Annotated in this window: 24 protein-coding genes; 5 read left to right on the top strand and 19 right to left on the bottom strand. The window is 57.6% G+C overall.

Annotation, left to right across the window (positions count from 1 at the left end; all coding sequences use genetic code 11):
• The 8 genes from ugpE to livK all read right to left on the bottom strand — a co-directional run bounded on the left by ugpE (position 1) and on the right by livK (position 8,285).
• Positions 1-846 carry a sn-glycerol-3-phosphate ABC transporter permease UgpE gene (gene ugpE / locus ABFV38_RS01370; RefSeq protein ID WP_013099125.1) on the bottom strand — a complete coding sequence of 282 codons (846 nt, stop codon included), beginning with the start codon at positions 844-846 and terminating at the stop codon, positions 1-3.
• Positions 843-1,730 (bottom strand): sn-glycerol-3-phosphate ABC transporter permease UgpA, encoded by an 888-nt coding sequence (gene ugpA, locus ABFV38_RS01365; RefSeq protein ID WP_032650577.1) that lies wholly within the window; start codon positions 1,728-1,730, stop codon positions 843-845. The genes ugpE and ugpA overlap by 4 nt, the downstream gene beginning before the upstream one ends.
• A 157-nt stretch (positions 1,731-1,887) precedes the next feature.
• The gene (gene ugpB, locus ABFV38_RS01360; RefSeq protein ID WP_008500103.1) at positions 1,888-3,204 is read right to left on the bottom strand and encodes a sn-glycerol-3-phosphate ABC transporter substrate-binding protein UgpB; all 1,317 of its coding nucleotides are present in this window, start codon (positions 3,202-3,204) and stop codon (positions 1,888-1,890) included.
• Positions 3,205-3,449: 245 nt separating this feature from the next.
• Positions 3,450-4,163, bottom strand: a complete 714-nt coding sequence (gene livF / locus ABFV38_RS01355) for a high-affinity branched-chain amino acid ABC transporter ATP-binding protein LivF (protein ID WP_008500102.1) — start codon at positions 4,161-4,163, stop codon at positions 3,450-3,452.
• A 1-nt stretch (position 4,164) separates the two neighbouring features.
• Positions 4,165-4,932: a high-affinity branched-chain amino acid ABC transporter ATP-binding protein LivG gene (gene livG / locus ABFV38_RS01350; protein ID WP_024906698.1), complete on the bottom strand. Its 768-nt coding sequence runs from the start codon at positions 4,930-4,932 to the stop codon at positions 4,165-4,167.
• On the bottom strand, positions 4,929-6,206 hold the full coding sequence (gene livM, locus ABFV38_RS01345) for a branched chain amino acid ABC transporter permease LivM (protein WP_348958241.1): 1,278 nt from the start codon (positions 6,204-6,206) through the stop codon (positions 4,929-4,931). Before livM ends, livG begins: the two co-directional genes overlap by 4 nt.
• Entirely contained in the window at positions 6,203-7,129 is a 927-nt protein-coding gene (livH, locus tag ABFV38_RS01340) for a high-affinity branched-chain amino acid ABC transporter permease LivH (RefSeq protein ID WP_008500099.1), read from the bottom strand. The genes livM and livH overlap by 4 nt, the downstream gene beginning before the upstream one ends.
• Positions 7,130-7,175: 46 nt before the next feature.
• Complete coding sequence (livK, locus tag ABFV38_RS01335) at positions 7,176-8,285, bottom strand: high-affinity branched-chain amino acid ABC transporter substrate-binding protein LivK (protein ID WP_348958239.1); 1,110 nt, start codon at positions 8,283-8,285, stop codon at positions 7,176-7,178.
• 424 nt (positions 8,286-8,709) lie between these two features.
• Between livK and panM the strand changes: the two genes are divergently transcribed.
• Positions 8,710-9,093, top strand: a complete 384-nt coding sequence (gene panM / locus ABFV38_RS01330; protein ID WP_248223084.1) for an aspartate 1-decarboxylase autocleavage activator PanM — start codon at positions 8,710-8,712, stop codon at positions 9,091-9,093.
• A 177-nt stretch (positions 9,094-9,270) separates the two neighbouring features.
• On the opposite strand, the gene livJ is transcribed toward panM, so the two are convergent.
• From livJ to ftsY, 6 genes are all read right to left on the bottom strand, one after another.
• Positions 9,271-10,371: a branched chain amino acid ABC transporter substrate-binding protein LivJ gene (livJ, locus tag ABFV38_RS01325; protein ID WP_072163886.1), complete on the bottom strand. Its 1,101-nt coding sequence runs from the start codon at positions 10,369-10,371 to the stop codon at positions 9,271-9,273.
• Positions 10,372-10,568: 197 nt separating this feature from the next.
• A complete protein-coding gene (locus tag ABFV38_RS01320) occupies positions 10,569-11,834 on the bottom strand; it encodes a 4-aminobutyrate--2-oxoglutarate transaminase (protein ID WP_348958237.1) in 1,266 nt (421 codons plus the stop codon).
• 136 nt (positions 11,835-11,970) lie between these two features.
• Positions 11,971-12,828: an RNA polymerase sigma factor RpoH gene (gene rpoH / locus ABFV38_RS01315; RefSeq protein ID WP_008500093.1), complete on the bottom strand. Its 858-nt coding sequence runs from the start codon at positions 12,826-12,828 to the stop codon at positions 11,971-11,973.
• Positions 12,829-13,079: 251 nt separating this feature from the next.
• The gene (gene ftsX, locus ABFV38_RS01310) at positions 13,080-14,135 is read right to left on the bottom strand and encodes a permease-like cell division protein FtsX (protein ID WP_045909157.1); all 1,056 of its coding nucleotides are present in this window, start codon (positions 14,133-14,135) and stop codon (positions 13,080-13,082) included.
• Complete coding sequence (ftsE, locus tag ABFV38_RS01305) at positions 14,128-14,793, bottom strand: cell division ATP-binding protein FtsE (RefSeq protein WP_025758973.1); 666 nt, start codon at positions 14,791-14,793, stop codon at positions 14,128-14,130. The genes ftsX and ftsE overlap by 8 nt, the downstream gene beginning before the upstream one ends.
• Before the next feature lie 2 nt (positions 14,794-14,795).
• Complete coding sequence (ftsY, locus tag ABFV38_RS01300; RefSeq protein WP_348958235.1) at positions 14,796-16,256, bottom strand: signal recognition particle-docking protein FtsY; 1,461 nt, start codon at positions 16,254-16,256, stop codon at positions 14,796-14,798.
• A 127-nt stretch (positions 16,257-16,383) separates the two neighbouring features.
• Between ftsY and rsmD the strand changes: the two genes are divergently transcribed.
• Complete coding sequence (rsmD, locus tag ABFV38_RS01295) at positions 16,384-16,986, top strand: 16S rRNA (guanine(966)-N(2))-methyltransferase (protein ID WP_008500089.1); 603 nt, start codon at positions 16,384-16,386, stop codon at positions 16,984-16,986.
• Positions 16,970-17,251: a DUF1145 family protein gene (locus ABFV38_RS01290; RefSeq protein ID WP_008500088.1), complete on the top strand. Its 282-nt coding sequence runs from the start codon at positions 16,970-16,972 to the stop codon at positions 17,249-17,251. The genes rsmD and ABFV38_RS01290 overlap by 17 nt, the downstream gene beginning before the upstream one ends.
• A gap of 65 nt (positions 17,252-17,316) precedes the next feature.
• Here ABFV38_RS01290 and ABFV38_RS01285 read toward each other — a convergent pair whose 3' ends face one another.
• Positions 17,317-17,676, bottom strand: coding sequence for a DUF2500 domain-containing protein (locus ABFV38_RS01285; RefSeq protein WP_048030196.1), 360 nt, complete (start codon positions 17,674-17,676; stop codon positions 17,317-17,319).
• Between the two features lie 129 nt (positions 17,677-17,805).
• Here ABFV38_RS01285 and ABFV38_RS01280 point away from each other — a divergent pair, with 129 nt between their 5' ends.
• Both ABFV38_RS01280 and zntA read left to right on the top strand, forming a co-directional pair.
• Positions 17,806-18,432: a lysoplasmalogenase gene (locus ABFV38_RS01280; protein ID WP_045909154.1), complete on the top strand. Its 627-nt coding sequence runs from the start codon at positions 17,806-17,808 to the stop codon at positions 18,430-18,432.
• Positions 18,433-18,508: 76 nt separating this feature from the next.
• Entirely contained in the window at positions 18,509-20,680 is a 2,172-nt protein-coding gene (zntA, locus tag ABFV38_RS01275; RefSeq protein WP_348958234.1) for a Zn(II)/Cd(II)/Pb(II) translocating P-type ATPase ZntA, read from the top strand.
• Between the two features lie 89 nt (positions 20,681-20,769).
• On the opposite strand, the gene ubiA is transcribed toward zntA, so the two are convergent.
• The 4 genes from ubiA to ABFV38_RS01255 form a co-directional block, all read right to left on the bottom strand.
• Entirely contained in the window at positions 20,770-21,639 is an 870-nt protein-coding gene (gene ubiA, locus ABFV38_RS01270) for a 4-hydroxybenzoate octaprenyltransferase (RefSeq protein WP_063622879.1), read from the bottom strand.
• Positions 21,640-21,651: 12 nt separating this feature from the next.
• Positions 21,652-22,149 (bottom strand): chorismate lyase, encoded by a 498-nt coding sequence (gene ubiC / locus ABFV38_RS01265; protein ID WP_021242729.1) that lies wholly within the window; start codon positions 22,147-22,149, stop codon positions 21,652-21,654.
• Positions 22,150-22,329: 180 nt separating this feature from the next.
• Positions 22,330-23,283 carry a maltose operon protein MalM gene (gene malM, locus ABFV38_RS01260; RefSeq protein WP_048226423.1) on the bottom strand — a complete coding sequence of 318 codons (954 nt, stop codon included), beginning with the start codon at positions 23,281-23,283 and terminating at the stop codon, positions 22,330-22,332.
• A 112-nt stretch (positions 23,284-23,395) separates the two neighbouring features.
• Positions 23,396-24,721: a maltoporin gene (locus tag ABFV38_RS01255; protein ID WP_074168353.1), complete on the bottom strand. Its 1,326-nt coding sequence runs from the start codon at positions 24,719-24,721 to the stop codon at positions 23,396-23,398.
• Positions 24,722-24,751 lie beyond the last annotated feature (30 nt).

Here is a 24,751-nt window from a genome sequence, read left to right as displayed (position 1 = left end):
TTATTTCTCGCTATCGACCAGGCCGCGGACAAACGCGCGCTGCATGGCTAAAACAATGACTACGGGTGGGATAAGGGTAAGCAGCATCGCCGCCATCACCTGGTTCCAGAGGGTGGTGCCTTCGCCGGTGGCAATCATGCCTTTGATGCCCGCCACGGCGGTGCCGAGATTGACGTCCTGAATAATCAGCAGCGGCCACAGATACTGGTTCCAGCCGTAGATAAAGGTGATCACAAACAGCGCCGCAAGGTTGGTTTTCGACAGCGGCAGCACGATGTCGCGGAAGAAACGCATCGGCGAGGCGCCATCAATGCGCGCCGCTTCAATCAGCTCGTCCGGCAGGGTCATAAAGAACTGGCGGAACAGGAAGGTGGCGGTCGCCGAGGCCATCAGCGGCAGGGTCAAGCCCGCGTAGCTGTCGAGCATCTTCAGGTTGGCGATCACTTCCACCGTCGGGAAGATACGCACCTCCACCGGCAACATCAGGGTGATAAAAATCATCCAGAAAAACAGGTTGCGCAGCGGAAAGCGGAACCAGACGATGGCGAAGGCCGAGAGCATCGACACCGTAATTTTGCCGACCGTAATGCCGAACGCCATGATGAAGCTGTTGAGCATCATCAGCCAGAACGGCGCGCTGTTGGCGCCCACGCCCTGGGTCCAGATGGTCTTCATGTTCTCGAACAGATGTGTGCCTGGGATCAGCGTCATCGGCGTGTCGAACACCGCTTTGGTGTCCAGCGTGGCGGCGACAAAGGCCACGTACAGCGGGAAGAGGATGACGATAATCCCCAGAATCAGCATGGTGTGGCTGAAAATCGTCAGCCCGCGACGGTTCTCAATCATTGGTAGCGCACCTTACTTTCGACATAGCGGAACTGCACCACCGTGAGGATGATGACGAGGAACATCAACACCACCGACTGCGCGGCGGAGGCGGAGAGATCCAGCCCGGCGAAGCCTTCGCGGTAGATCTTGTAGATAAGCGTCGTGGTCGCCTGCACCGGGCCGCCTGCGGTGGCCGCATCGATCACCGGGAAGGTGTCGAAGAAGGCGTACACGAGGTTAACCACCAGCAGGAAGAAGCTCACTGGGGCGATCAGCGGCAGCGACAGCCTGAAGAAGCGACGAATCGGCCCTGCGCCGTCAATCGCGGCGGCTTCCACCAGCGAACGGGGAATGGACTGCAGCGCGGCAAAGAAGAACAGGAAGTTGTAACTGATCTGCTTCCACACCGAGGCGAACACCACCAGGAACATCGCCTGACCGCTGTTCTGGGCGTGGTTCCAGTCGTAGCCGAACTCTGCCAGGAAATGGGTGATCAGCCCGCGACCGGGGTTAAACAGGAAAATCCACAGTACGGCAGCGACGGCGGGTGCCACGGCGTACGGCAGCAGCATCAGGGTCTGATAAATACGACTTCCGCGCACCACGTAGTCCACCAGCGCGGCAAAAAACAGCGAGGCAACAAGGCCGCTGACGGTGACCAGCGCGCTGAACTTCATCGTCGTCCAGAAGGCGTCCAGGTAGTAGCTGTCATGGAACAGCGCGGTAAAGTTGTCCAGCCCGACAAACTGGCTGGAGAGCCCAAACGGATCGACGCTTTGCACCGAGTACCACAGCGCTTCGCCCGCAGGCCAGATAAAGAAGATAACGGTGATGACCAGCTGAGGCGCGACCAACAGGTACGGCAGCCAGCGGGAACGGAACACCGGACGGGATGATGACATTGAGATTGGGTTCCTGAGCAATGCCGGGTGGCGGCTGCGCCTTACCCGGCCTACAAATATTTCTCCCTCTCCCCGTGGGAGAGGGTTGGGGTGAGGGCATCAGCCCGCACGATCCCCGTAGGCCCGGATCGCTACGCGTCACCGGGCGAATCACGGATTACGATTTCGTCGACTGCTCAAAGCGGCGCAGCAGCTGATTTCCGCGCTCTACTGCGGAATCCAGCGCCTGCTGTGGCGTTTTCTTCCCGGTCCACACGCTTTCCAGCTCTTCATCCACGATGGTGCGGATCTGCGGCATGTTGCCCAGGCGCAGGCCTTTGGTGAACGGCAACGGTGGCTTGTTCAGCATCTGACGCGTCGCGATGTCCGCGCCCGGGTTCTTGCTGTAGAAGCCCTGCTCGCGGGTCAGGTCATACGCGGCTTTGGTGATCGGCAGGTAGCCGGTCTTCTGGTGCCATTCGGCAGCGTTTTCCGGCTTCGCCAGGAAGTCGAGGAATTCGGCCACGCCTTTATAGGTGCCCTTGTCTTTACCCTGCATCACCCACAGGCTCGCCCCGCCGATGATAGCGTTCTGCGGCGCGCCCTTCACGTCAGCGTCATACGGCATCATGCCCACGCCGTAGTTGAATTTGGCGTAGTGGCGGATATCCGCCAGCGAGCCGGACGAGGCGGTGGTAATGGCGCAGTCGCCGTTGTAGAACTTCTCGGTGGATTCGTCTTTACGCCCGAAGTAGCTGAAGTCGCCCTTCTTGTTGAGTTCTTCCAGCAGCGCAATGTGCTTCACCTGCTCCGGCTTGTTGAACTCCAGTACCGCATCGGTGCCGTCGAAGCCGTTGTTTTTGGTCGCCACCGGCAGGCCGTGCCAGGCGCTGAAGTTTTCAATCTGGATCCAGCCCTGCCAGCCGCTGGCGTAGCCGCACTTCATCCCCGCCGCTTTCAGCTTCGCGGTGTATTCGGCCAGGTCCTGCCAGGTTTTTGGCGGCTGCTCCGGGTCTAAACCGGCTTTCCTGAAGGCGTCTTTGTTGTAGTACAGCACCGGCGTGGAGCTGTTAAACGGCTGAGACAGCAGATGCCCGGTTTTGGAATCGGTGTAGTAACCCGCTACGGTCGGCACAAACTGGGATTCATCGAAGTTGATACCCGCCTCTTTGAACACTTCGTACACCGGCTTGATAGCTTTGGAGGCCATCATGGTGGCGGTGCCCACTTCATAAACCTGTAACAGTGCAGGCGCGTTGCCGGTACGGAAGGCGGCGATGCCCGCGCTCAGGCTCTGCTCGTAGTTACCTTTGTACACCGGCACAATTTTGTAATCCGGATGGGTGTCGTTGAAACGCTGCGCCAGGGAGTCAACTTCTTTACCCAACTCCCCTTCCATGGAATGCCAGAACGGAATGGTCGTCACAGCCATTGCGTTCGTCGCAAAAGCCAGACCCAGTGCCAGACCCAAAGCTGTGTGTCGTAACGATGTCATTGTCATCTCTCTTATTGTGCCGGATGCGCGATATCACGCGTTTTATGCTCGCGAGGTAACATGACATGCTCGAATGACAGAAAAATAACTGTTTGTTTACAGATAAGTGACAGTAAAGGGTCAGGGGGATGATGGTTGTGTGAAGGGGGTTTATGTGAAAAAGCCGGGTGGCGGCTTCGCCTTACCCGGCCTACTTGATACCGTAGGCCCGGTAAGCGTAAGCGCCACCGGGCGATACAGACTACTCAGCCGCCCAGATACGCGCTCCGCACCGCTTCGTTCGCCAGCAGCGCATCGCCGGTGTCTTCCAGCACCACGCGGCCGTTCTCCAGCACGTAGCCACGGTCAGCGAGCTTCAGCGCCTGGTTGGCGTTCTGCTCGACGAGGAAGATGGTCATCCCCTCTTTACGCAGCTGCTCGATGGTGTCGAATATCTGCTGGATGATGATCGGCGCAAGACCGAGCGACGGCTCGTCCAGCAGCAGGAGACGCGGCTGGCTCATCAGCGCGCGGCCAATTGCCAGCATCTGCTGTTCACCGCCGGACATGGTGCCCGCACGCTGAATGCGACGCTCCCACAGGCGCGGGAAGAGTTCGTACACCCACTTGATGCGGGTCTGGTATTCATCGCGATGGGCGAAGAAACCGCCCATCGCCAGGTTCTCTTCCACCGTCATACGCGAGAAGACGCGACGCCCTTCCGGGACAATCGCCACCGCCTCACGCATGATTCTGGCCGTCTGCCAGTCGGTAATGTCTTTACCATCGAACACAATCCGCCCGCTGGTGGCGCGCGGGTCGCCGCACAGGGTGCCGAGCAGCGTGGTTTTGCCCGCGCCGTTGGCGCCAATCAGGGTAACGATTTCACCCTGATTGATATGCAGGCTGACGTCGTGCAGCGCCTGGATCTTGCCGTAGTGCGCGTTGACCTTGTCGAACGTTAACATCGCTTTTTCCATCTTATGCCTCACCCAGGTATGCGCGGATCACGTCCGGGTTGTTGCGGATCTCTTCCGGCGTGCCGTTTGCCAGCGGCGTACCCTGGTTAACCACGTAGATACGGTCGGAAATGCCCATTACCAGCTTCATGTCGTGCTCAATCAGCAGAATGGTGGTGTCGTGGTGATCGCGCAGTTCGGCAATCAGCTCGTCCAGCTCTTTGGTCTCTTTCGGGTTGAGGCCGGCCGCCGGTTCGTCGAGCATCAGGATCTCCGGCTGGGTCACCATGCAGCGCACAATCTCCAGACGACGCTGGTCGCCGTAGGCCAGGTTGCTCGCCTGACGGTTGGCGTGCTGCAGCAGGCCAATGCGGTCGAGCCAGGTCGCCGCGCGGTCAAGCGCTTCATCCTGCGCGCGGCGGAAGGCCGGGGTTTTCAGCAGGCCGGAGAACAGCCCGGTTTTCAGCTGCTGATGCTGCGCGACCAGCAGGTTCTCAATCACCGTCATCTCGCGGAACAGACGCACGTGCTGGAAGGTACGCACCACGCCCATGCGGGCAATCTGCTGGCCAGGCAGCCCTTCAAGATGCTTGTCGCGCAGCATGATGGTGCCGCCCGTCGGCTTGTAAAAACCGGTCAGGCAGTTAAATACCGTGGTTTTCCCCGCGCCGTTCGGGCCAATCAGGGAGACAATCTCTTTCTTGTGCAGATCCAGTGACACATTGTTGACCGCCAGCAGGCCGCCAAAACGCATCATCAGACCGTTAACGGATAATAATGGCTGACTCATGCCTGCTCTCCTTTCGCCTGCCCGTTCTTCAGCTTCAGCTGTGGACGGGTCATCGGCAGCAAGCCCTGCGGACGCCAGATCATCATCAGCACCATCAAACCACCCAGCATTAACATGCTGTATTCGTTAAAGTCGCGCATCAGCTCGCGCGAGACCACCAGCAGGATGGCCGCGAGGATAACGGCAAACTGCGAGCCCATCCCGCCGAGCACCACAATCGCCAGCACAAAAGCGGATTCGGCAAAGGTGAACGATTCCGGGCTGACGAAGCCCTGACGCGCGGCAAACAGCGTCCCGGCGAAACCGGCAAACGCGGCGCTGATGGTGAACGCGGTCAGCTTAATGCGGGTCGGGTTCAGGCCCAGGGAACGGCAGGCAATCTCATCTTCGCGCAGCGCTTCCCACGCGCGGCCCAGCGGCATGCGCAGCAGGCGGTTAATCACGAACAGGGTAATCACCACCAGCAGCAGCGCCACCAGATAGAGCCAGATGACGCGGTCGGACGGGTCATACTTCACGCCGAAGAAGTTACTGAAGGTGTCCCAGCCGCCTTCGCGGGCGGCACGGCTGAACTCCAGGCCAAAGAAGGTTGGTTTCGGGATCTGGCTGATGCCGTTCGGGCCGCCGGTCACTTCGGTGTTGTTCAGCAGCAGGATACGGACGATTTCACCAAAGCCTAAGGTCACAATCGCCAGGTAGTCACCGCGCAGGCGCAATACCGGGAAACCGAGCAGGAAGCCTGCCGCGGCTGAGACCAGCCCCGCCAGCGGCAGGCAGGTCCAGAAGCCGAGCCCGTAATAGTGGTTCAGCAGCGCGAAGGTGTAGGCGCCGATGGCGTAGAAGCCGCCGTAGCCCAGTACCAGCAGGCCAGAGAGCCCCACCACCACGTTCAGACCGAGACCGAGGATCACGTAGATCATGGTCAGGGTAGCGATATCCACGGTGCCACGAGAGACCACAAACGGCCACGCCACGGCGGCCACCAGCAGCGCCACGAGGAACAGCTTCTGCTTAACGGTAGACCCGTCGATGGCCGGCAGAACGAATTTCGGCCCGGAGACGTTTTTCAGCGACTTCTGGAACAGCGGACGCAGCAGTTGGAACAGGAACACCACGGCAGTGCCGATAAATACCCACTGCCAGCGGATGTCGGGGGCGGTATCCACCACCAGCTTCGTCCCGTCCAGACCTAACTGGACGCCCATAAAGACGCCTGCCAGCACGAAGAACATGGCGGCAGAGAGCAGCGCCATTGCAAAATGCATCGGTTTCATACTTTCTCTACCTCCGGACGGCCCAGAATGCCGGTAGGCATGACCAGCAGAACCAGAATCAGCAGGGCAAACGACACCACATCTTTATATTCCGTGCTCAGATACGCCGAGGAGAGCGCTTCCGCCACGCCCAGGATCAGGCCGCCAATCATCGCGCCCGGAATACTGCCGATACCGCCCAGCACCGCCGCGGTAAAGGCTTTCATCCCGGCCATAAAGCCGATGTACGGGTTGATTACGCCGTAGAACTGACCGAGCAGCACGCCCGCTACCGCCGCCATCGCGGCGCCAATCACGAAGGTCAGGGCAATCACGCGGTCGGTGTTGATGCCGAGCAGGCTCGCCATCTTCAGGTCTTCAGCGCAGGCGCGGCAGGCGCGTCCCATCCGTGAGTAGCGGATGAACAGCGTCAGGGCAAGCATTGCAATAAAGGTCACGACCCAGATAACCAGCTGCATGGTAGTGATAGAGGCCGCGAAGTTTTCACTGGCCCCCACAATCCACTGGCCGTTAAACAGGCTTGGCAGCGCCACGTCGCGCGAGCCTTCGGTCAGGCTGACGTAGTTTTGCAGGAAGATCGACATCCCGATGGCGGAAATCAGCGCAATCAGGCGTTTGGAGCTGCGCACCGGCCGGTAGGCCACGCGCTCGATGCTCCAGCCGTAGGCGCTGGCAATCACAATCGCGCCGACAAACCCGGCGGCGACCAGCAGCCAGCTGCTGTCGATACCCATCATCATCAGCGCGGCGATGATCATAAAGGAGACATAGCTACCGATCATGTAGACCTCGCCGTGGGCGAAGTTAATCATGCCGATAATGCCGTAAACCATCGTATAGCCGATGGCAATCAGCGCGTAGGTGCTTCCCAGCGTGACGCCGTTAAACATCTGCTGCAGGAAATAGAGAAACTGCTCGGACATATGCAAACCTTTTTATACCCGCCCGTCAGTCCGGGCGGTGGGATAATTATTTGGCGGCCGAGGATGACCCGTCGGCGTGCCACTTAAAGACACCAAACTCAAATCCCTTCAGATCGCCTTTCTCATCCCAGTTCAGCGGCCCAATCACGGTGTTCGCCCCGTGTGCTTTTAAATCTTTCACCAGATCCAGCGGTTCTTTGCTGCCGGTACGATCCAGCGCGGTGGCCAGAGACTGCATGGCGGCGTAGGTGATCCAGACGTACGGACCACTCGGATCTTTCTTCTGCGCCTTGAGCGCATCCACGATAGCCTTGTTGGCCGGATCCTGGTCATAGCGTTTTGGCATCGTCACCAGCATGCCTTCGGCAGAATCCCCGGCGATGTTTGACAGGGAGGCATTGCCCACACCCTCTGGCCCCATAAACTGGGTCTTCAGACCGGTGGCGCGCGCCTGACGCAGCATCTGCCCCATCTCCGGGTAGTAGCCGCCGTAGTAAACAAAGTCGATATTCTCTTTTTGCAGACGAGCGATCAGCGCGGAGAAGTCTTTCTCACCGGCGGTAATCCCGTCGAAGAAGACGATGTTTGCGCCGCCTTTTTTCAGGCCGTCCTGAACGGAGCGCGCCAGGCCTTCACCGTACTGCTGCTTGTCATGAATAATGGCGATACGCTGCGGCTTGACGGTTTCAAGGATGTATTTGGCGGCGGTTGGCCCCTGAGAGGAGTCCAGCCCGGCGGTACGCATGATGTGCTGATAGCCGCGCTGGGTCAGTTCCGGGTTGGTCGCACCGGGGGTGATCATCAGAATGCCTTCGTCTTCGTAGATATCAGACGCGGGCTGGGTGGACGACGAGCACAGGTGGCCGATCACATACTGGATGCCATCGTTGACGATTTTGTTAGCGACCGCGACGGCCTGTTTCGGATCGCAGGCGTCGTCATATTCTACGCCCACCAGCTTGTCGCCTTTGATGCCGCCCTTAGCGTTGATGTCTTTGATGGCCTGGCGCGCACCGTTGAACTCCATGTCACCCCACTGGGCAACAGGGCCGGACATCGCACCCACAACCGCAACTTTAATGTCCTCCGCCATGGCGGCATGCGAGATCGACAGTGCGACCATCCCCGCGATTAACGTCTTCGCGTTCCTTTTCATCTCTGAATCCCCATTCGTGATGTCGTGTTTATATTTTGTTTTATTATGGTTAAAAAGCATTCTGTACTTTTAATGAACAACGCTATTTTTACCAGTGCCTTTAATGGTTTAGCGCAGGTTTTTGTCAAAAACCAGACTAAAATCTCTATTTTTCAGGCGATTAAGCAAAGATAATATTCTGAATTCAGTCAGAGATAAACAACTAAAAGTGCAGTTTGCAGCATAAAATAACGGTACAAAGCGCCGAATAAATCACTACCCATCAGGTTAAAATTCTGCGTATTTTTCGATCCATGTGTTTTCAAACTGCCCAACGCGTTGCCAAAAAACTAATCACCTGGCGAATGAGAATAAAAAGAGGAAGCCCCTGAGTGAATAAATTGAGTACACTGCCTCTACTCAATTTGATTTGGACAAGTAGCTAATGAAACTGACTATCGTGCGTCTGGTGACCTTTAGCGACCAGGATCATATCGACCTGGGAAAGATCTGGCCGGAATATTCCCCTTCGTCGCTACGCGTGGATGAGACCCACCGCATTTATGCCGCGCGTTTTAACGAGCGCCTGCTGGCAGCGGTTCGCGTCACCCTGAGCGGTACAGAAGGGGCGCTGGACTCGCTGCGCGTACGTGACGTCACCCGTCGTCGCGGCGTGGGACAGTATTTAATTGAAGAAGTGATCCGCGAAAACCCGAGCGTGACCTCCTGGTGGATGACCGACGTGGGCGTGGAAGACCGCGACGTGATGGCGGCGTTTATGCAGGCGTTAGGCTTTACGGCGCAGGAGAGCGGGTGGGAGAAGCGCTAAAAGAAAGCCGGGTGGCGGCTGCGCCTTACCCGGCCTACAATTTCTACCGCATTTTCCCAAGCATTTCGTGTTGCAGGAAGGCGGCAAGTTATGAAATCCCCGGGAGCTTACATAAGTAAGTGACCGGGGTTGAATAACGCAGCCAACGCACCTGCGGCGCGAAAGGCGACGGGAAAATTATTTGGCGTCTGTCGCCGTGCCATTGGCATGCCAGTCAAACACGCCGAACTCGAAGCCCTTCAGGTCGCCCTTCGCGTCCCAGGAAAGAGGCCCCATCACGGTCTCAACCGTGTTCGCTTTCAGCCAGGTGGCAATCTCAGCCGGATCGGCTGACTGGTTCAGGCCCGCCTGCAGAGACTGCAGCGCCGCATAGGTGGTCCAGACGAACGCGCCGCTTGGATCCTGTTTCTTCGCCTTGATGGCATCTACGATAGGTTTGTTCGCAGGAACCTGGTCGTAGTTCTTCGGTTTGGTCACCAGCAGGCCTTCAGCGGATTCACCTGCGATGTTAGACAGAGAAACGTTCGCCACCCCTTCCGGGCCCATGAACTGGGTTTTCAGACCCGCTGCGCGCGCCTGGCGCAGGATCTGACCCATTTCCGGGTGGTAGCCGCCGTAGTATACGAAGTCGATATTCTCTTTCTTCAGACGCGCCACCAGGGTGGAGAAGTCTTTCTCACCGGCGGTGATCCCGTCGAAGAACACCACGTCGGCATTGGCTTTCTTGAGGTTGTCCTGCACTGAACGCGCCAGACCTTCACCGTACTGCTGCTTGTCATGAACGATGGCAATGCGCTTCGGCTTCACTTTTTCAACGATGTATTTCGCCGCGGTTGGGCCCTGGTCAGAGTCCAGACCGGTGGTACGCAGGGTCAGCTTGTAGCCGCGCGCGGTCAGCTCCGGTGCGGTCGCAGCCGGGGTGATCATCAGGATACCTTCGTCTTCGTAGATGTCAGACGCGGGCTGAGTAGAAGAAGAGCACAGGTGACCGATAACGTATTTGATCCCGTCGTTCACCACTTTGTTCGCGACCGCGACCGCTTGTTTCGGGTCACAGGCATCATCATATTTTACGATCTGCAGTTTTTCGCCCTTAATACCGCCTTTGGCATTAATGTCTGCAACCGCCTGTTCTGCGCCAGTAAACTCCTGGTCGCCGTACTGCGCTACCGGTCCGGACATGGCGCCAACCACAGCCACTTTAATGTCTGCCTGCGCCATGGTGCTGAATGCCAACGCGATACATCCTGCCAGTAACGCTTTACCCTTCATGTTCATCCTGAGATTCCCCATTATTATGGTTATTACGATTGTTGTGATGTTGTTGTGCAGCGCTTTATGTCAGTTATAGGTGTGCTGTTCGCGCTTTTTCAGCATACTCTGCTAAAACATACCCGATTTTTATGATTTTGGAATAGCTAATTTGAAATGAATATATGATAGGCCCGGCAGGGATTTTCGCCGGGCATATGGCTTTAACGTGTCAGCGAGGCGGAGATAATGTCCAGCGCTTTACGGAACTGCACTTCGGGAATCGTCAGCGGATACAGGAAACGAATGACGTTGCCGTAGACGCCGCAGCTCAGAAGAAGCAGCCCTTCCTGCAACGCACGCTCCTGCACCTGACGGGTAAATTCTGGCGAAGGCTCGCCCGTTTGCGGGTCGTTAAACTCCACCGCCACCATCGACCCCTGGGCGCGAATATCCGCGATATACGGGCAGTGTTCCTTCGCTTTGTTCAGCACTTCCACCAGGTGATGGCCAAGATGCGCCGATCGCGTGCAGAGATCCTCTTCGTCAATCACGTCCAGCACGGCATGCGCCGCCGCAATCGCCAGCGGGTTACCTGCGTAGGTGCCACCCAGCCCGCCCGGCGCGGGCGCATCCATCACCTCTGCACGTCCCGACACCGCCGAGAGCGGCATCCCGCCCGCCAGGCTTTTCGCCATGGTGATCAGATCCGGTTTCACGCAGTGGTGTTCCATCGAGAACAGCTTGCCGGTGCGGGCGAAGCCGCTTTGCACCTCGTCGGCAATCAGCAAAATGCCGTGGGTATCGCACAGGGCGCGCAGCGCCTGCATAAAATCAGCAGGAGCGATGTTGAAGCCGCCCTCCCCCTGAACCGGTTCGAGAATGATCGCCGCGACCTGGTCAGGAGCAATATCCGCTTTAAAGATACGTTCCAGGCTTTTCAACGCCTCAGCGGTGCTGACGCCGTGCAGTTCATTGGGATACTGCGCGTGATACACCGAGCCGGGGAAGGGTCCAAAGCCGAGCTTGTACGGCGCAACCTTGCCGGTCAGCGCCATGGTCATAAAGGTGCGGCCGTGGAACGCGCCGCCGAAGGTGATAAGGCCAGGACGTCTGGTAGAGGCGCGGGCAATTTTTACGGCGTTTTCCACCGCTTCTGCGCCCGTCGAGAAGAACGCCGTTTTCGCCGGGCCGTCAATGGGCACGCGTGCGTTGATGCGCTCGGCAAGCGCCACGTAGCCTTCGTACGGCACGATCTGGTACGCCGTATGGGTAAAGGCGTGGAGTTGTTTTTCGATGGCGGAAATGACTTTGGGATGGCGATGGCCGGTATTCAGCACCGCGATACCGGCGGCGAAGTCGATGTACTCATTGCCCTCGACGTCCCACACCGTGGCGTTTTCTGCTTTATCGGCATAGAAGTTACACATCACGCCGATGCCACGCGGCGTCGCCTGTAAACGCCGGTCGTTCAGTTCGTTGTTTTTCACCCTGTCCCCCTGAGAAAGTCGCCTGCTTAGCGCATCAGTAAGTGTTTGCCAGGGTGAGGGAATTCGCCAGAGCGGGCGCTAAAAAAACAAAACCCCCAGACTCTCATCCAGGGGTTCTCGGTGTACTTCGCGGAAATTACGCTTCGATAGCGGCGCGAAGTTTTTTCATGGCGTTCTTTTCAAGCTGACGGACACGTTCTGCAGAGACGCCGTAGCGGTCGGCCAGCTCCTGCAGCGTGGACTTGTTGTCTTCGTCCAGCCAGCGGGCGCGGATAATATCCTGGCTACGTTCGTCGAGACCTTCCATCGCATAGCTCAGCTTGTTCGCGGCCTGATCTTCCCAGTTGTCCTCTTCGATGCCGTCAGCAAAGTTAGAGGTTTTATCCTGCAGATACAGAACCGGTGCCATTGGCTGGCTGTCGGATGCGTCGTCGTCGGAGGACATATCAAAGGTCATGTCCTGCGCGGCCATACGGGATTCCATCTCACGCACGTCTTTGCTGGATACGCCCAGCTCGCGCGCCACCATTTCCACTTCATCCTGATTGAACCAGCCCAGACGCTGCTTGGTTTTACGCAGGTTGAAGAACAGTTTGCGTTGCGCTTTTGTCGTGGCGACTTTCACGATACGCCAGTTGCGCAGCACGTATTCATGAATTTCTGCTTTGATCCAGTGTACGGCGAAGGAGACGAGTCGCACACCCACTTCCGGGTTAAAGCGACGCACAGCCTTCATCAGGCCGATGTTACCTTCCTGAATCAAGTCCGCCTGCGGCAGGCCATAGCCCGCATAATTACGAGCAATGTGAACAACAAAGCGCAGGTGAGACAGGATCAGCTTTTTCGCTGCTTCCAGATCGCCCTGGTAATGCAGCTTTTCAGCAAGCTCCTTTTCTTCCTCGGCCGTTAACATCGGCCAGGTGTTCGCAGCCCGGATGTAAGATTCCAGGTTACCAACAGGGGCTAAAGCTAAAGTTTGCATTTCTTTGGTCATTCATTCCTCTCAGTGTTTCTTCTGGTCCAGGTTGTCCCCGTCAGGCAACAACCATGCCAAAGCGTTTGAGCAACGAGATTAGCATTCACTCTTTTATCAGACAGTGATTTTATCCACAAGTTCCAGGTGCAACGGTGAATAAATTACGCACAAAATGTGACATGGAGATGATAACAGGGGAAGAGACAACAGGGACGCTTTCCCTGCAGAGCGAACATCTCGGTGCAGGGAAAGATTATATCACGCTTTTATTAGTCGGGAGTAAAGTGACGTAAATGTTGAACGGTTGCCAGCCACGCTGCCACCCACCCAATCATCGAACACACCAGCAGCAACAACAGGCACTCATCGAACCCTAAGCCACTGATATCAAACTTCGTTCCGAAAACCTGCGCCACTTCAGTCACGGCAGAGGAAAGCCGCATCACCAAAATTTCTGACAATATCAGTGAAAGAAATGCGCCGGAAAAACCGAGCAGTGCGCCACCGTAAAGGAACGGTCGGAGGATGAAGCCATCTGTCGCACCAATCAGTTTCTGCACGTTGATGGTGTCGCGACGGGCGAAGATGCTCAGGCGAACGCTGTTGCCGATGACGAGGAAGACCGCCGCCACCATCAGCACGCCAATCATCGCCGCGACGCGGCCTACCAGCCCGGTCAGAGCAGAGAGACGCGCAAACCAGCTGTCATCCATGCGCACTTCATCAATGCCCTTAATGCGCGTGATGCGATCGCGCAGGGTGTTAAGCGAATCTGTCCCCTGGAAATCCAGCTTCGGGATCACCACCGCCACGGCGGGCAGCGGGTTCTCCTCGAGCATATCCAGCGCGCCTCCAAAGCCAGACCAGTTCCTGAACTCGCCCAGCGCGTCTTCACGTGAGAGATAATTGACCTTCTCCACGCCCTGCTCGGCCTGGATTTGCCCAACCACCTGCGCCGCCGCGTTATCGTCGAGCGCTTTATCCAGATAGACCGTGATCTGCGGAGACGGATAATACTGCGACGCCGCCTGGTTGACGTTTTTATAGACCATATAGCAGACGCTTGGCAGCGTGAGGGAGATGGCGATCACCATCACCGTCAGGAACGTCGCCAGCGGTTTGCTTTTCAGGTCCTGCAGCGCGCCGTGGAACGCGTAGCGCACCTGCTCGTTAAACACGTTGGTTTTACGGGAGGCTGGCTTTGGCGCGGCCTTCTGGCGCTTCGGCGCATTACGATTGCCGTCACCCCCGCCCTGCGGCTTACGGAAACGGTCAAACCGGTTCCCGAACTGCCGAATCTGGTTTATTGCATCACGCTTATTCACCGTGGCCTCCGTGCAAATGACCGTCGCTCAGGGTCAGCATGCGGTACGAACGACGGGAAATCAGCCCAATGTCGTGCGTCGCCATCAATACGGTAACCCCCACGCGGTTAAACTCCTCAAACAGACGCAAAATCCCTTCTGACAGGGCATCGTCCAGGTTACCGGTCGGTTCATCCGCCAGCAGCACCGCAGGCTTGTTCACCACCGCACGGGCGATACCCACGCGCTGCTGTTCACCGCCGGAGAGCTGGATCGGGAAGTTCTTCGCTTTGTCCAGCAGCCCGACCTTATCCAGCGCCGCGGAAACGCGACGGCGGATATCATCATAGCTGGCGCCGGCAATAATCAGCGGAATGGCCACGTTATCGAAAACGGTGCGATCCATCAGCAGGTGGTGATCCTGGAAAATCATGCCGATCTGACGACGCAGGAACGGCACTTCACGGTTTTTCAGGCGGCTGATCTCATGGCCGCCGAAAAAGATTTTCCCGGCGCTTGGCCGCTCGATCCCACAGATAAGCTTGAGCAGGGTACTTTTCCCCGCGCCGGAATGGCCGGTCAGGAATGCCATCTCGCCCGGCTGCAGGTGGAATGTGACCCCCTGCAGCGCTTGTCTCCCACCGAGATAGGCCTTGCTGACGTGTTCAAAGCGAATCATTGTTAGTCCTCTCGGGCAAATAATGCCTCAATAAAGTCGTCCGCCTTAAACGGACGTAAATCCTCAATACGCTCGCCCACACCGATGTAACGGATAGGAATGCCGAACTGGTCGGCCACGGAGAAGATCACCCCGCCTTTCGCGGTGCCGTCCAGTTTGGTCAGCGTGATCCCCGTCAGTCCTACCGCTTCATGGAACAGCTTCGCCTGGCTGATGGCGTTCTGTCCGGTGCTGGCATCAATGGTCAGCATAATTTCATGCGGTGCGTCTTCGTCCAGCTTCTTCATGACGCGAACGATTTTCTTCAGCTCTTCCATCAGGTGCGATTTATTCTGCAAACGCCCTGCGGTATCGGCAATCAGCACGTCCACGTTACGCGCCTTCGCTGCCTGGATGGCGTCAAAGATCACGGACGCGGAATCCGCGCCGGTATGCTGAGCAATCACCGGAATGTTGTTGCGCTGGCCCCAGACCTGCAGCTGCTCAACCGCCGCCGCACGGAAGGTGTCGCCCGCCGCCAGCATTACCGATTTACCCTGCTGCTCGAACTGACGCGCCAGCTTGCCGATGGTGGTGGTTTTACCCACGCCGTTCACGCCGACCATCAGAATAACAAATGGCGTTTTGCCTTCAATATTAAGCGGTTCGTCAACTTTTGCGAGAATTTCACCCATCTCGTCTTTCAGCAGGCCGTACAGCGCTTCGGCGTCACGCAGCTGTTTGCGGCTCGCCCCTTCGGTCAGATTAGTGATGATCTTACGGGTGGTTTCGACACCCACGTCCGCAATCAGCAGTTGCTCTTCCAGCTCTTCAAACAGATCGTCGTCGATCTTCTTGCCGCGGAACAGACTGATAAATCCGGAACCTAAGTTTTCTTTGGTTTTAAGCAGGCTGCGTTTCAGACGCGCGAAGAAACCCTCTTTGGTCGGTTTTTCCTGCTCCTGAACGGTCTCTTCTTCGGCCTGCTCTTCTACCGGCACAACGATAACCGCTTCTTCAGCGGCCTCGGCCGCCAGCGCCTGAGCCTCCAGCTCTTCGTCGGTCAGCTCTGGCTCAAGCGCCGCCTCTTCATCCACCGCCTCAACAATTTCAACGGTTTCCGCTTCGGCCTGCCACTCTTCGGCAGACACCGCTTCGTCTTTGACCTCTTCCGGCAGCGGAAGCTCTTCGTGTTCGATAGCAGCCTGTGGTGCTTCGATAGCGGCTTCTACGACAACCGGCTCTGGCTTCTCGCTTTCCTGAACCTGTTCAGTGACCTCAACCACCTCTTCAGCAAAGGTTTCAACCTCTTCTTTGCTGTGCGCCGTCTCTTCCGCGTCGACAACCGCGGCGGTTTCTACAGGCGTTTCAGGCTGCGACGGCTCTTCAACGGCATGTTGCTCTTCGGTTTTCTGTTCTGTTTCTTGCTCTTTTTCACCGAAGCCCAGCCAGGAAAAGAAGCCACGTTTTTTTTGTTTTGCCATCTGCGACTACACTCCTCGCGGCGCTATATACATGGAAGCTAAAAAAATGATGAAATAGTCTAACACTTTACTTAATTGACATCACCGCCCGCAATCGCAGGCCAATTGTTAACAGAGCTTTCCTGAGATGAAGAAACCCAACCGCGCCCCGGCCGGTCAAATTCGTATTATCGGCGGTCAGTGGCGAGGCCGGAAATTACCGGTGCCGGACAGCCCCGGTTTACGCCCCACTACCGACCGCGTGCGCGAGACGCTGTTTAACTGGCTGGCCCCGTCAATGGTAGACGCCCGCTGCCTGGACTGCTTCGCCGGAAGCGGTGCGCTCGGGCTGGAAGCGCTGTCGCGCTATGCTGCCAGCGCTACGCTGCTGGAGATGGAGCGCGGCGTGGCGCAGACGCTGCAGCAAAATCTGGCGACGCTGAAGGCGAGCAACGCCAAAGTGGTGAATACCAACACGCTGAGCTTCCTCGCGCAAAAGGGCACGCCGCATACCGTGGTGTTTGTCGACCCGCCGTTCCGCAAGGGGTTGCTGGAAGAGACGTTATCCCTGCTGGAGCAAAATGGCTGGCTGGCGGATGACGCATTGATTTACGTGGAAAGCGAAGTGGAAAACGGTTTACCGCCGGTTCCCGCCCACTGGGATCTGCACCGTGAAAAAGTCGCAGGTCAGGTTGCTTATCGTCTGTATCACCGTCAGGCACAAGGAGGATCCGATGCCGGTACTGATTAACCTGGGACGCTTGCTGATGCTGGGCGTCTGGGCATTTTTGCTGCTCAACCTGGTGCACCCGTTCCCGCGCCCGATGAATATTTTCGTTAACGTGGCGCTGATTTTCACCTCGTTCATGCACGCCCTGCAGATGGTGATGCTAAAAAACGGTCTGCCGAAAGACGGCCCGCAGATGACGGGCTGGCAGCAGCTGCGCGTGTTTATTTTCGGCGTGTTTGAGTTGCTGGTGTGGATGAAGAAGTTTAAGGCGCAGGTGAAGAAGTAAGGTGGCGCTTCGCTTACCGGGCCTACGAAACCCTGTAGGCCGGGCAAACGCAGTGCCGCCCGGCGTTACCGCTCCGGTGCAAACCCTTCGAATCGCGACCCTTTGTAGCTCAGCGTTCCTTTCTCTCCCACCGTCAGTTGGTGGTACTGCTGCGCCTCCAGGCGGAAGGTCATCTCCAGGCCACCCGTTTCCGGCTTAAAGCTCGCTTCATAGCGCATTGTTGTGCCCGCAGGCGTCACCTGCTGCTGGCGCGAGCGGCGGTCATTGAGCGGTTTTTCGCGTTTGTTCGTCACCACTACGCGCTTTTGCATCAGCGGTGCGGCATCGTTATCCGCCTTCTCGCGGCGCTGCTGCACGAAGCGGAACGAGGCGGCAATGACGATAATCGCCACCACGATAATAAAAAACAGCGGCATCTTGCTCATTCTACAATCCCATCAGATTATGCGGAATTCAGGATACCCTGCCTTCCCCGGCATTGCCAAACGCCCGCCCGCGTCACTACACTGGATCAGAAACTGATTATTCAGACTTAACAGATACAGGGAGTTAATATGCTTTGGTCATTTATCGCTGTCTGTTTTTCCGCATGGCTTTATGTCGATGCGTCGTACCGTGGTCCCACCTGGCAGCGCTGGCTGTTTAAACCCGTCACGCTGTTGCTCCTGTTGCTGCTGGCCTGGCAAGCGCCGATGTTCAACGCCGTCAGCTATCTGGTGCTCGCTGGGCTGTGCGCCTCTCTGATTGGCGACGCCCTGACCCTGCTGCCCCGCCAGCGCCTGCTGTATGCCGTAGGGGCATTTTTCCTGTCGCACCTGCTGTATACCATCTACTTCGCCAGCCAGATGACGCTCTCTTTCTTCTGGCCGCTGCCGCTGGTCCTGCTGGTGATTGGCGCCCTGCTGATCGCGGTGATCTGGTCGCGTCTGGAAGAGATGCGTTTGCCGGTCTGCACGTTTATCGCCATGACCCTGGTGATGGTATGGCTGGCAGGTGAACTGTGGTTCTTCCGTCCGACCGCTCCGGCAATGTCCGCATTCTTCGGCGCCGCGCTGCTGCTGATTGGGAATATCGTGTGGCTGGGCAGCCACTATCGCCGCCGTTTCCGGGCGGATAACGCGATTGCCGCCGCCTGTTACTTTGCCGGGCACTTCCTGATTGTGCGTTCGCTGTATATCTAAATAACGCTTGACTCTGGAGTCGACTCCAGAGTGTATGCTGCGGTTAATGAGAAAATTATCATTGCCGGAGACTGCCATGTCGACTCCAGAAACACCCAAAAAAGTTCCTCAATTCTCGGCGCTTAAGCTCAGTCCGGTTCCGCCGCAAGACGACTGCTGCTGCGAAGGCGCGTGCGAAACGCAAACGGAAATGCTGCCCGAAAGCGGCAACCGCTACAGCTGGGTCGTTAACGGCATGGACTGCGCCGCCTGCGCCCGTAAAGTAGAAAATGCGGTGAAACAGGTGCCGGGCGTCAGCCACGTTCAGGTGCTGTTCGCCACCGAAAAGCTGCTGGTTAGCGCCGAAAACGACGTCAGCAAACAGGTGGAAGCCGCGGTAAGCAAGGCGGGTTACAGCCTGCGTAGCGAAGCCGCGCCCGCGGAAAAAACGTCATCCCTGTGGGAAAACCTGCCGCTCATCACCCTCATCATCATGATGGCCCTGAGCTGGGGGCTGGAACAGATTAACCATCCGTTCGGCAACCTGGCGTTTATCGCCACCACGCTGGTCGGTCTGTTCCCGATTGCCCGTCAGGCGCTGCGCCTGATGAAAAGCGGCAGCTGGTTTGCCATCGAAACGCTGATGAGCGTGGCGGCCATCGGCGCGCTGTTTATTGGCGCGACGGCAGAAGCGGCGATGGTGCTGCTGCTGTTCTTAATCGGTGAACGCCTTGAGGGCTGGGCAGCCAGCCGGGCGCGTAAAGGGGTCAGCGCGCTGATGGCGCTGAAGCCGGAAACCGCCACGCGCGTGGTAAACGGCACGCGTGAAACGGTCGCCATCACGACCCTTCGTCCGGGCGACGTGATTGAAGTCGCGGCAGGCGGACGCTTGCCTGCAGACGGTGCGCTGCTTACCGCCACCGCGAGCTTTGATGAAAGCGCCCTGACCGGAGAATCCATTCCGGTTGAACGTGAGGCGGGTGAAAAAGTGCCTGCGGGTGCCACCAGCGTCGACCGTCTGGTACAGCTCACCGTGCTTTCCGAGCCGGGCGACAGCGCCATCGACCGTATCCTGAAGCTGATTGAAGAGGCCGAAGAGCGCCGCGCGCCGGTCGAACGCTTTATCGACCGCTTCAGCCGCATCTACACGCCCGCCATTATGCTGGTTGCCCTGCTGGTTACCGTCGTTCCGCCGCTGTTCTTTGGCGCGCCGTGGGAGGGGTGGATTTATAAAGGGCTGACGCTATTGCTGATCGGCTGTCCGTGCGCGCTGGTGATTTCCACCCCGGCGGCCATTACGTCCGGGCTGGCGGCTGCGGCACGTCGCGGGGCGTTGATTAAGGGCGGCGCGGCGCTGGAGCAGCTGAGCCAGGTCCAGCATATCGCCTTCGATAAAACCGGTACGCTGACCGTGGGCAAGCCGCAGGTGACCGGCGTGTATCCGCAGGACATCAGTGCAGATGAACTGCTGACCCTGGCCGCCGCCGTTGAGCAGGGGTCCACTCACCCGCTGGCGCAGGCGATTGTGCGAGAAGCGCAGTCGCGCGGGCTGAACATCCCTCCGGCAACCGCCCAGCGGGCGCTGGTCGGGACAGGGATTGAGGCCACCGTGGACGGTAAAAAGGTACTGATTGTCGCGGCGGGCAAGTCTTCTACGCCAGAGGTGGAGGCGTTAGAACAGACCGGACAAACTGTCGTGACCGTTATGCAGGACGGCACCGCAAAAGGGATGCTGGCGCTGCGCGACACCCTGCGCGATGACGCAAAAGAGGCCGTGGCGGCGCTGCATCAGCTGGGTGTGCAGGGCGTGATTCTCACCGGCGATAACCCGCGCGCGGCCGCAGCCATTGCCGGTGAGCTGGGGCTGGCGTTTAAAGCCGGATTGCTGCCGGCGGATAAGGTCAGCGCGGTGACGGAACTGAATGCTCAGGCGCCGCTGGCGATGGTCGGTGACGGGATTAACGATGCCCCGGCGATGAAAGCGTCCACCATCGGTATTGCGATGGGCAGCGGGACGGACGTGGCGCTGGAAACGGCTGACGCGGCGCTGACCCACAACCGCCTGACCGGGCTGGCGCAGATGATCGATCTTGCGCGCGCGACGCGGGCCAATATCCGTCAGAACATCGGCATCGCGCTGGGGCTGAAGGGGATTTTCCTGGTGACCACGCTGCTGGGCATGACCGGGCTGTGGCTGGCGGTGCTGGCGGATACCGGCGCGACGGTGCTGGTGACGGCGAACGCGCTCCGGCTGTTGCGTCGCCGGTAAAAAAACGCCCGGTGGCGCTGACGCTTACCGGGCCTACATATCCTGCTAAATCGTAGGCCGGGTAAGGCGAAGCCGCCACCCGGCTTTTTTTATATGAAGTAGCTCATCGCCAGCCCTAAAAACAGCACCAGACCGACGTAATTATTGTTCATAAACGCCTTGAAGCAGGCATCGCGTTCGCGCTTCGCAATCAGCTTTTGCTGGTAGGCAAACAGCAGCCCCGCCACCAGCACGGACCAGTAAAACTCCCAGTTCAGCCCGTTCAGGCGACCGATCGCCACCATCAGCGCCAGTACCGCGACCTGCAGGATACCGATAATCAGCTTGTCCTGACGGCCAAACAGAATGGCGGTGGATTTGATGCCAATTTTCAGGTCGTCATCGCGGTCAACCATCGCGTACTGCGTGTCGTACGCCACCGCCCAAAGTATGTTCGCCAGGAACATCAACCAGCAGCTGAGCGGTAAGGACTCACTAACTGCCGCAAACGCCATCGGAATCGACCAGCCAAACGCCGCCCCCAGCACCACCTGAGGCAGGTGGGTATAGCGCTTCATAAACGGATACACCCAGGCCAGAGCCAGCGCCGCAACGGAAAGCAGGATGGTCATGGTGTTGAGGGTTAACACCAGCAGGAAAGAGAGTAGCACCAGAATGATGAACAGCACGCGGGCTTCTTTCCCGGTGACCTGCCCGCTGGGTAACGGACGACCGGCAGTACGCTTTACATGGCCGTCGAATTTACGGTCGGCATAATCATTGACCACGCAGCCCGCCGCGCGCATCAGCCAGACGCCAGCCACGAACACGCCAAGGATCCACAGCGGCGGCACGCCCGGCGTGGCAACCCACAGCGCCCATAGGGTCGGCCACAGCAGCAGCAACGCGCCAATCGGTTTATCGGTACGCATTAAGCGGTGATACGCCAACAGCTTATTCTGCGTCAGGCTCCACTCCATTTTTTCTTCCTCTTAGTACAACGGCGATGCCGGTAAAAAAAGCTCCGTCAGAATTAACGGCTTACCGCTCAGGCGAAGGCGGGAACGACGCCCCCACAGTTCGGCATCACGACCAATCTCAATAAAATCCCGGGTAAGCTCAGACGAGGTGAAAAGGTAACGCCCCAGCGGCGTTTTCCCCAGACGTTGCAGCGCCAGCTCTGGCCCGGAAAGGGTGGACTCGGGCACCACCGTCCGCCCGGCAAGCCACGGCTCGCCATCGGCACAAAGTAAAATTTCACGCAGCCAGTAACGTGGCTCGTGCGGCAGCAGCGGCAGCTCGTTGGCGATCTCATCGCCGGAGACAAACCCTTCCTGAATCAGGGTCACCGTGACCGTTTTTCCCTGCTGCTCAAAACGTTTCGTCATGGAATCTTCCAGCAGCAACCAGTCCAGTTGCTGGGGATCAAGCGCAGGTATTTGGTCGAAATAGCGCAGCGCACGCAGTTGCGTTAGCGCAGGGTGTGACATGCCAGACTCTCCGATACATAACGTAATGGCATTGTATCGCAGAAACACGGATTGAGGGGGGCCAAACGTTATTTAACGATCACGATCGCAACAAGAGTGCAACAGCCAGGCGGAGACGAAAAAAAGTGCGCCCACTCAGGCGCACCAAACGACTAACAAATCAGCACTGCGGGGAAACGGTTACCCCTTGCCTTTTACACTGCTGATAAAGGTGGAACGGGCAGTGGTTGAACCTAAACGTTCGGCTTCATCAAGCAGTTTCAGCGCTTTATCGACATCGCCGCGCTTCACCGCCTGCTTAATGGCGTTGTTGAAGTATTCTTCGGTGTCGTTCAGTACCGGCTCCGCTTTCTTCGCCGGGGCTGGCGCTGCGGTCGCTACCGGTGCGGCTGCGGTGGCAGCAGGTGCGGTATAGGCAGGCGCAGCGGTATTACCTACAGTGACAGGGCCTGTACCGGAGGAGCCAAACAGCGGGCCGACCAGGACGCTGGACGCACTGCTGGTCGACACTTTCAGCTTCACAAGGCCGTCAGTGGTATGGCGGGCAATCGGGTCCGGAATATCCGGTACGGCGTTACCTACGCCTTTGGCATAGGCCTTCGCAGGATCAAGCAGCGTGGTGGTTTGCTGCAAATCTTTTTCCGTGGTGAAGACGAGCACATAAATTTTCTGCTGACCCAGCGCAGGCGTCAGGCGCATTACTCCTTCCAGGCGGTCTGCGCTCATGACGCCGGGTTCCTGATAGGTAAAGTATTCGCTCGGGAAGAATGCAGAAGGCGTCATGTTCTGGTCAAGAATCAGCACGTTCGGGGCAAAGACGCTGGTCTGTTTATTGACTTCACTGGAGAGCGTTAACGTCAGTTCGCCAATGTTAGCGGGCACGCTGTATGCGACCACCGGGCCACTGATGCCTGGAACATTAAGCGGTTGTCCCCCCGTCGAGAGCTGGGTCGTTTGGGCTTTAGATTGATCGACAGGCGTCCAGACCAGCTGTTGCAACGCTGCGGCCGGTATGGCCGGCGCGGATGTTGTGTTTTGCGGAACGAAATTCACATTAGCGAGCGTTACAGCAGGCGCGCTCGCCAGCAGCCCTGCGGATAAACAAAGGGCAAGGAGAGTTTTGTTCATTTTCATTGTTATCACCTCAAAATGCACAGGTCAGCGGTAGCCAGGCAATAGCGCGCCGTCCCAAGGATTGAGGGGCTTGCGCCCCTCAGTTTGGTCATTACGTCAGGTTAAGACGGTATTACCACCAGATTTCCATCTGGGCGCCGAAGGACCACTCGTCGTTGTCACCGCGGCTGTAGGTTGTGGCTTTGGTATCGCTTTTTGCAATGCCGTTGTCATAACCCCATTTCTCATCCCACTTCGCGTAAGTTGCGAAGACACGGATCGCTGGACGGGACCAGATGCTGTCACCGGCCTGCCATTGCTGTGCAAGGGTAATTTTGTACTGGTTGTTGGTATCGTCAGTTTTCTGCGACTTAACGTTGTCGTAGCCCACTTCAAGCAAGGTGCTCATGATTGGCGTCCATTTATACATTGGGCGCACACCCACGGTGTACCAGGTCGTACCGTTGTTGTCGTCACGATCGATATCCTGATACATACCGACGTACATCAGATCCCAGCTGTCACCCAGAGAGATCGCACCGTGGTCGAGAATACGAACCAGAGAGCCGTTGTTGTTGATCTTGTTGTCTACAACACCAATTTCAGCGTCTTTGTCATAGTTGTTGCCGGTGAAGGAACCCTGCGGAATACCTTTGCCCTGAGTGGTCATTGCATCGGTAGCGTACTGAACAACAAACTTGTTGTAGCCTTTCAGCATGCTCTGGGTATGTTCAGCGGTGAACATCCAGCCATCTTTAGATGCGCCGTCAGCGAAGCTGTAACCGTCAGTTTTGTTAGCTCGCCCATAGTCAACACCCAGCTCCAGCGTACCGCCCGGGTTGATTTCCATCTGCGCTAAACGCACATCGAAGACGTCGTTAGCGGTGTCTTTGAAGTTATGATAGATATCGTTGCTGGTGAAGATGTATGAGCCACCCGCTTCCTGAGAACGGGTCGCGGCCAGAGACAGTTTACCGAAGCCCAGATCGACGTTTTCGATACCCGCACCAGGACCTGAAATATCCCAGTAGTAGAAGTCGATCATGTGGACGTCATGACGCTGATAGAAGCGCTTACCGGCCCAGATGGTGGAACCTGGCAGCCACTCAATCAGGTTTTTACCCTGCACGTTGGCTTCACGGAACGCCGGATCAGTGGCTTCCCAGTCGTTCTGTTGCGCCACGGAGTACGCTACGTTGGTGTCGAAGTAGAAGCTCTTGTCGCCTTCTTTCCACACTTCCTGGCCCAGCTTCAGTTCCGCATAGGTTTCACATTCGTTACCCAGACGGTATTTACTTTGAGCACCGGTTGCCTGGAAGCACTGTTGTTCGCCGCCACTCCCCGTCCAGCCGATACCGGAACGAGCATAACCATGGAAATCCACGGCCATTGCCTGAGCAGACATTACGCCCGCTGCGACGGCAACTGCCAGAGGAAGTTTGCGCAGAGTAATCATCATTCTATCTCCTGAGATCATTGCTTTTCTTTG

The sequence above is a fragment of the Enterobacter cloacae complex sp. Mu1197 genome (assembly GCF_040059225.1).
Classification (GTDB): Bacteria; Pseudomonadota; Gammaproteobacteria; order Enterobacterales; family Enterobacteriaceae; genus Enterobacter; species Enterobacter quasiroggenkampii.
The sequence above is the reverse complement of the archived record's forward strand: the minus strand, read 5'-3'. Positions and strand labels throughout refer to the sequence as shown.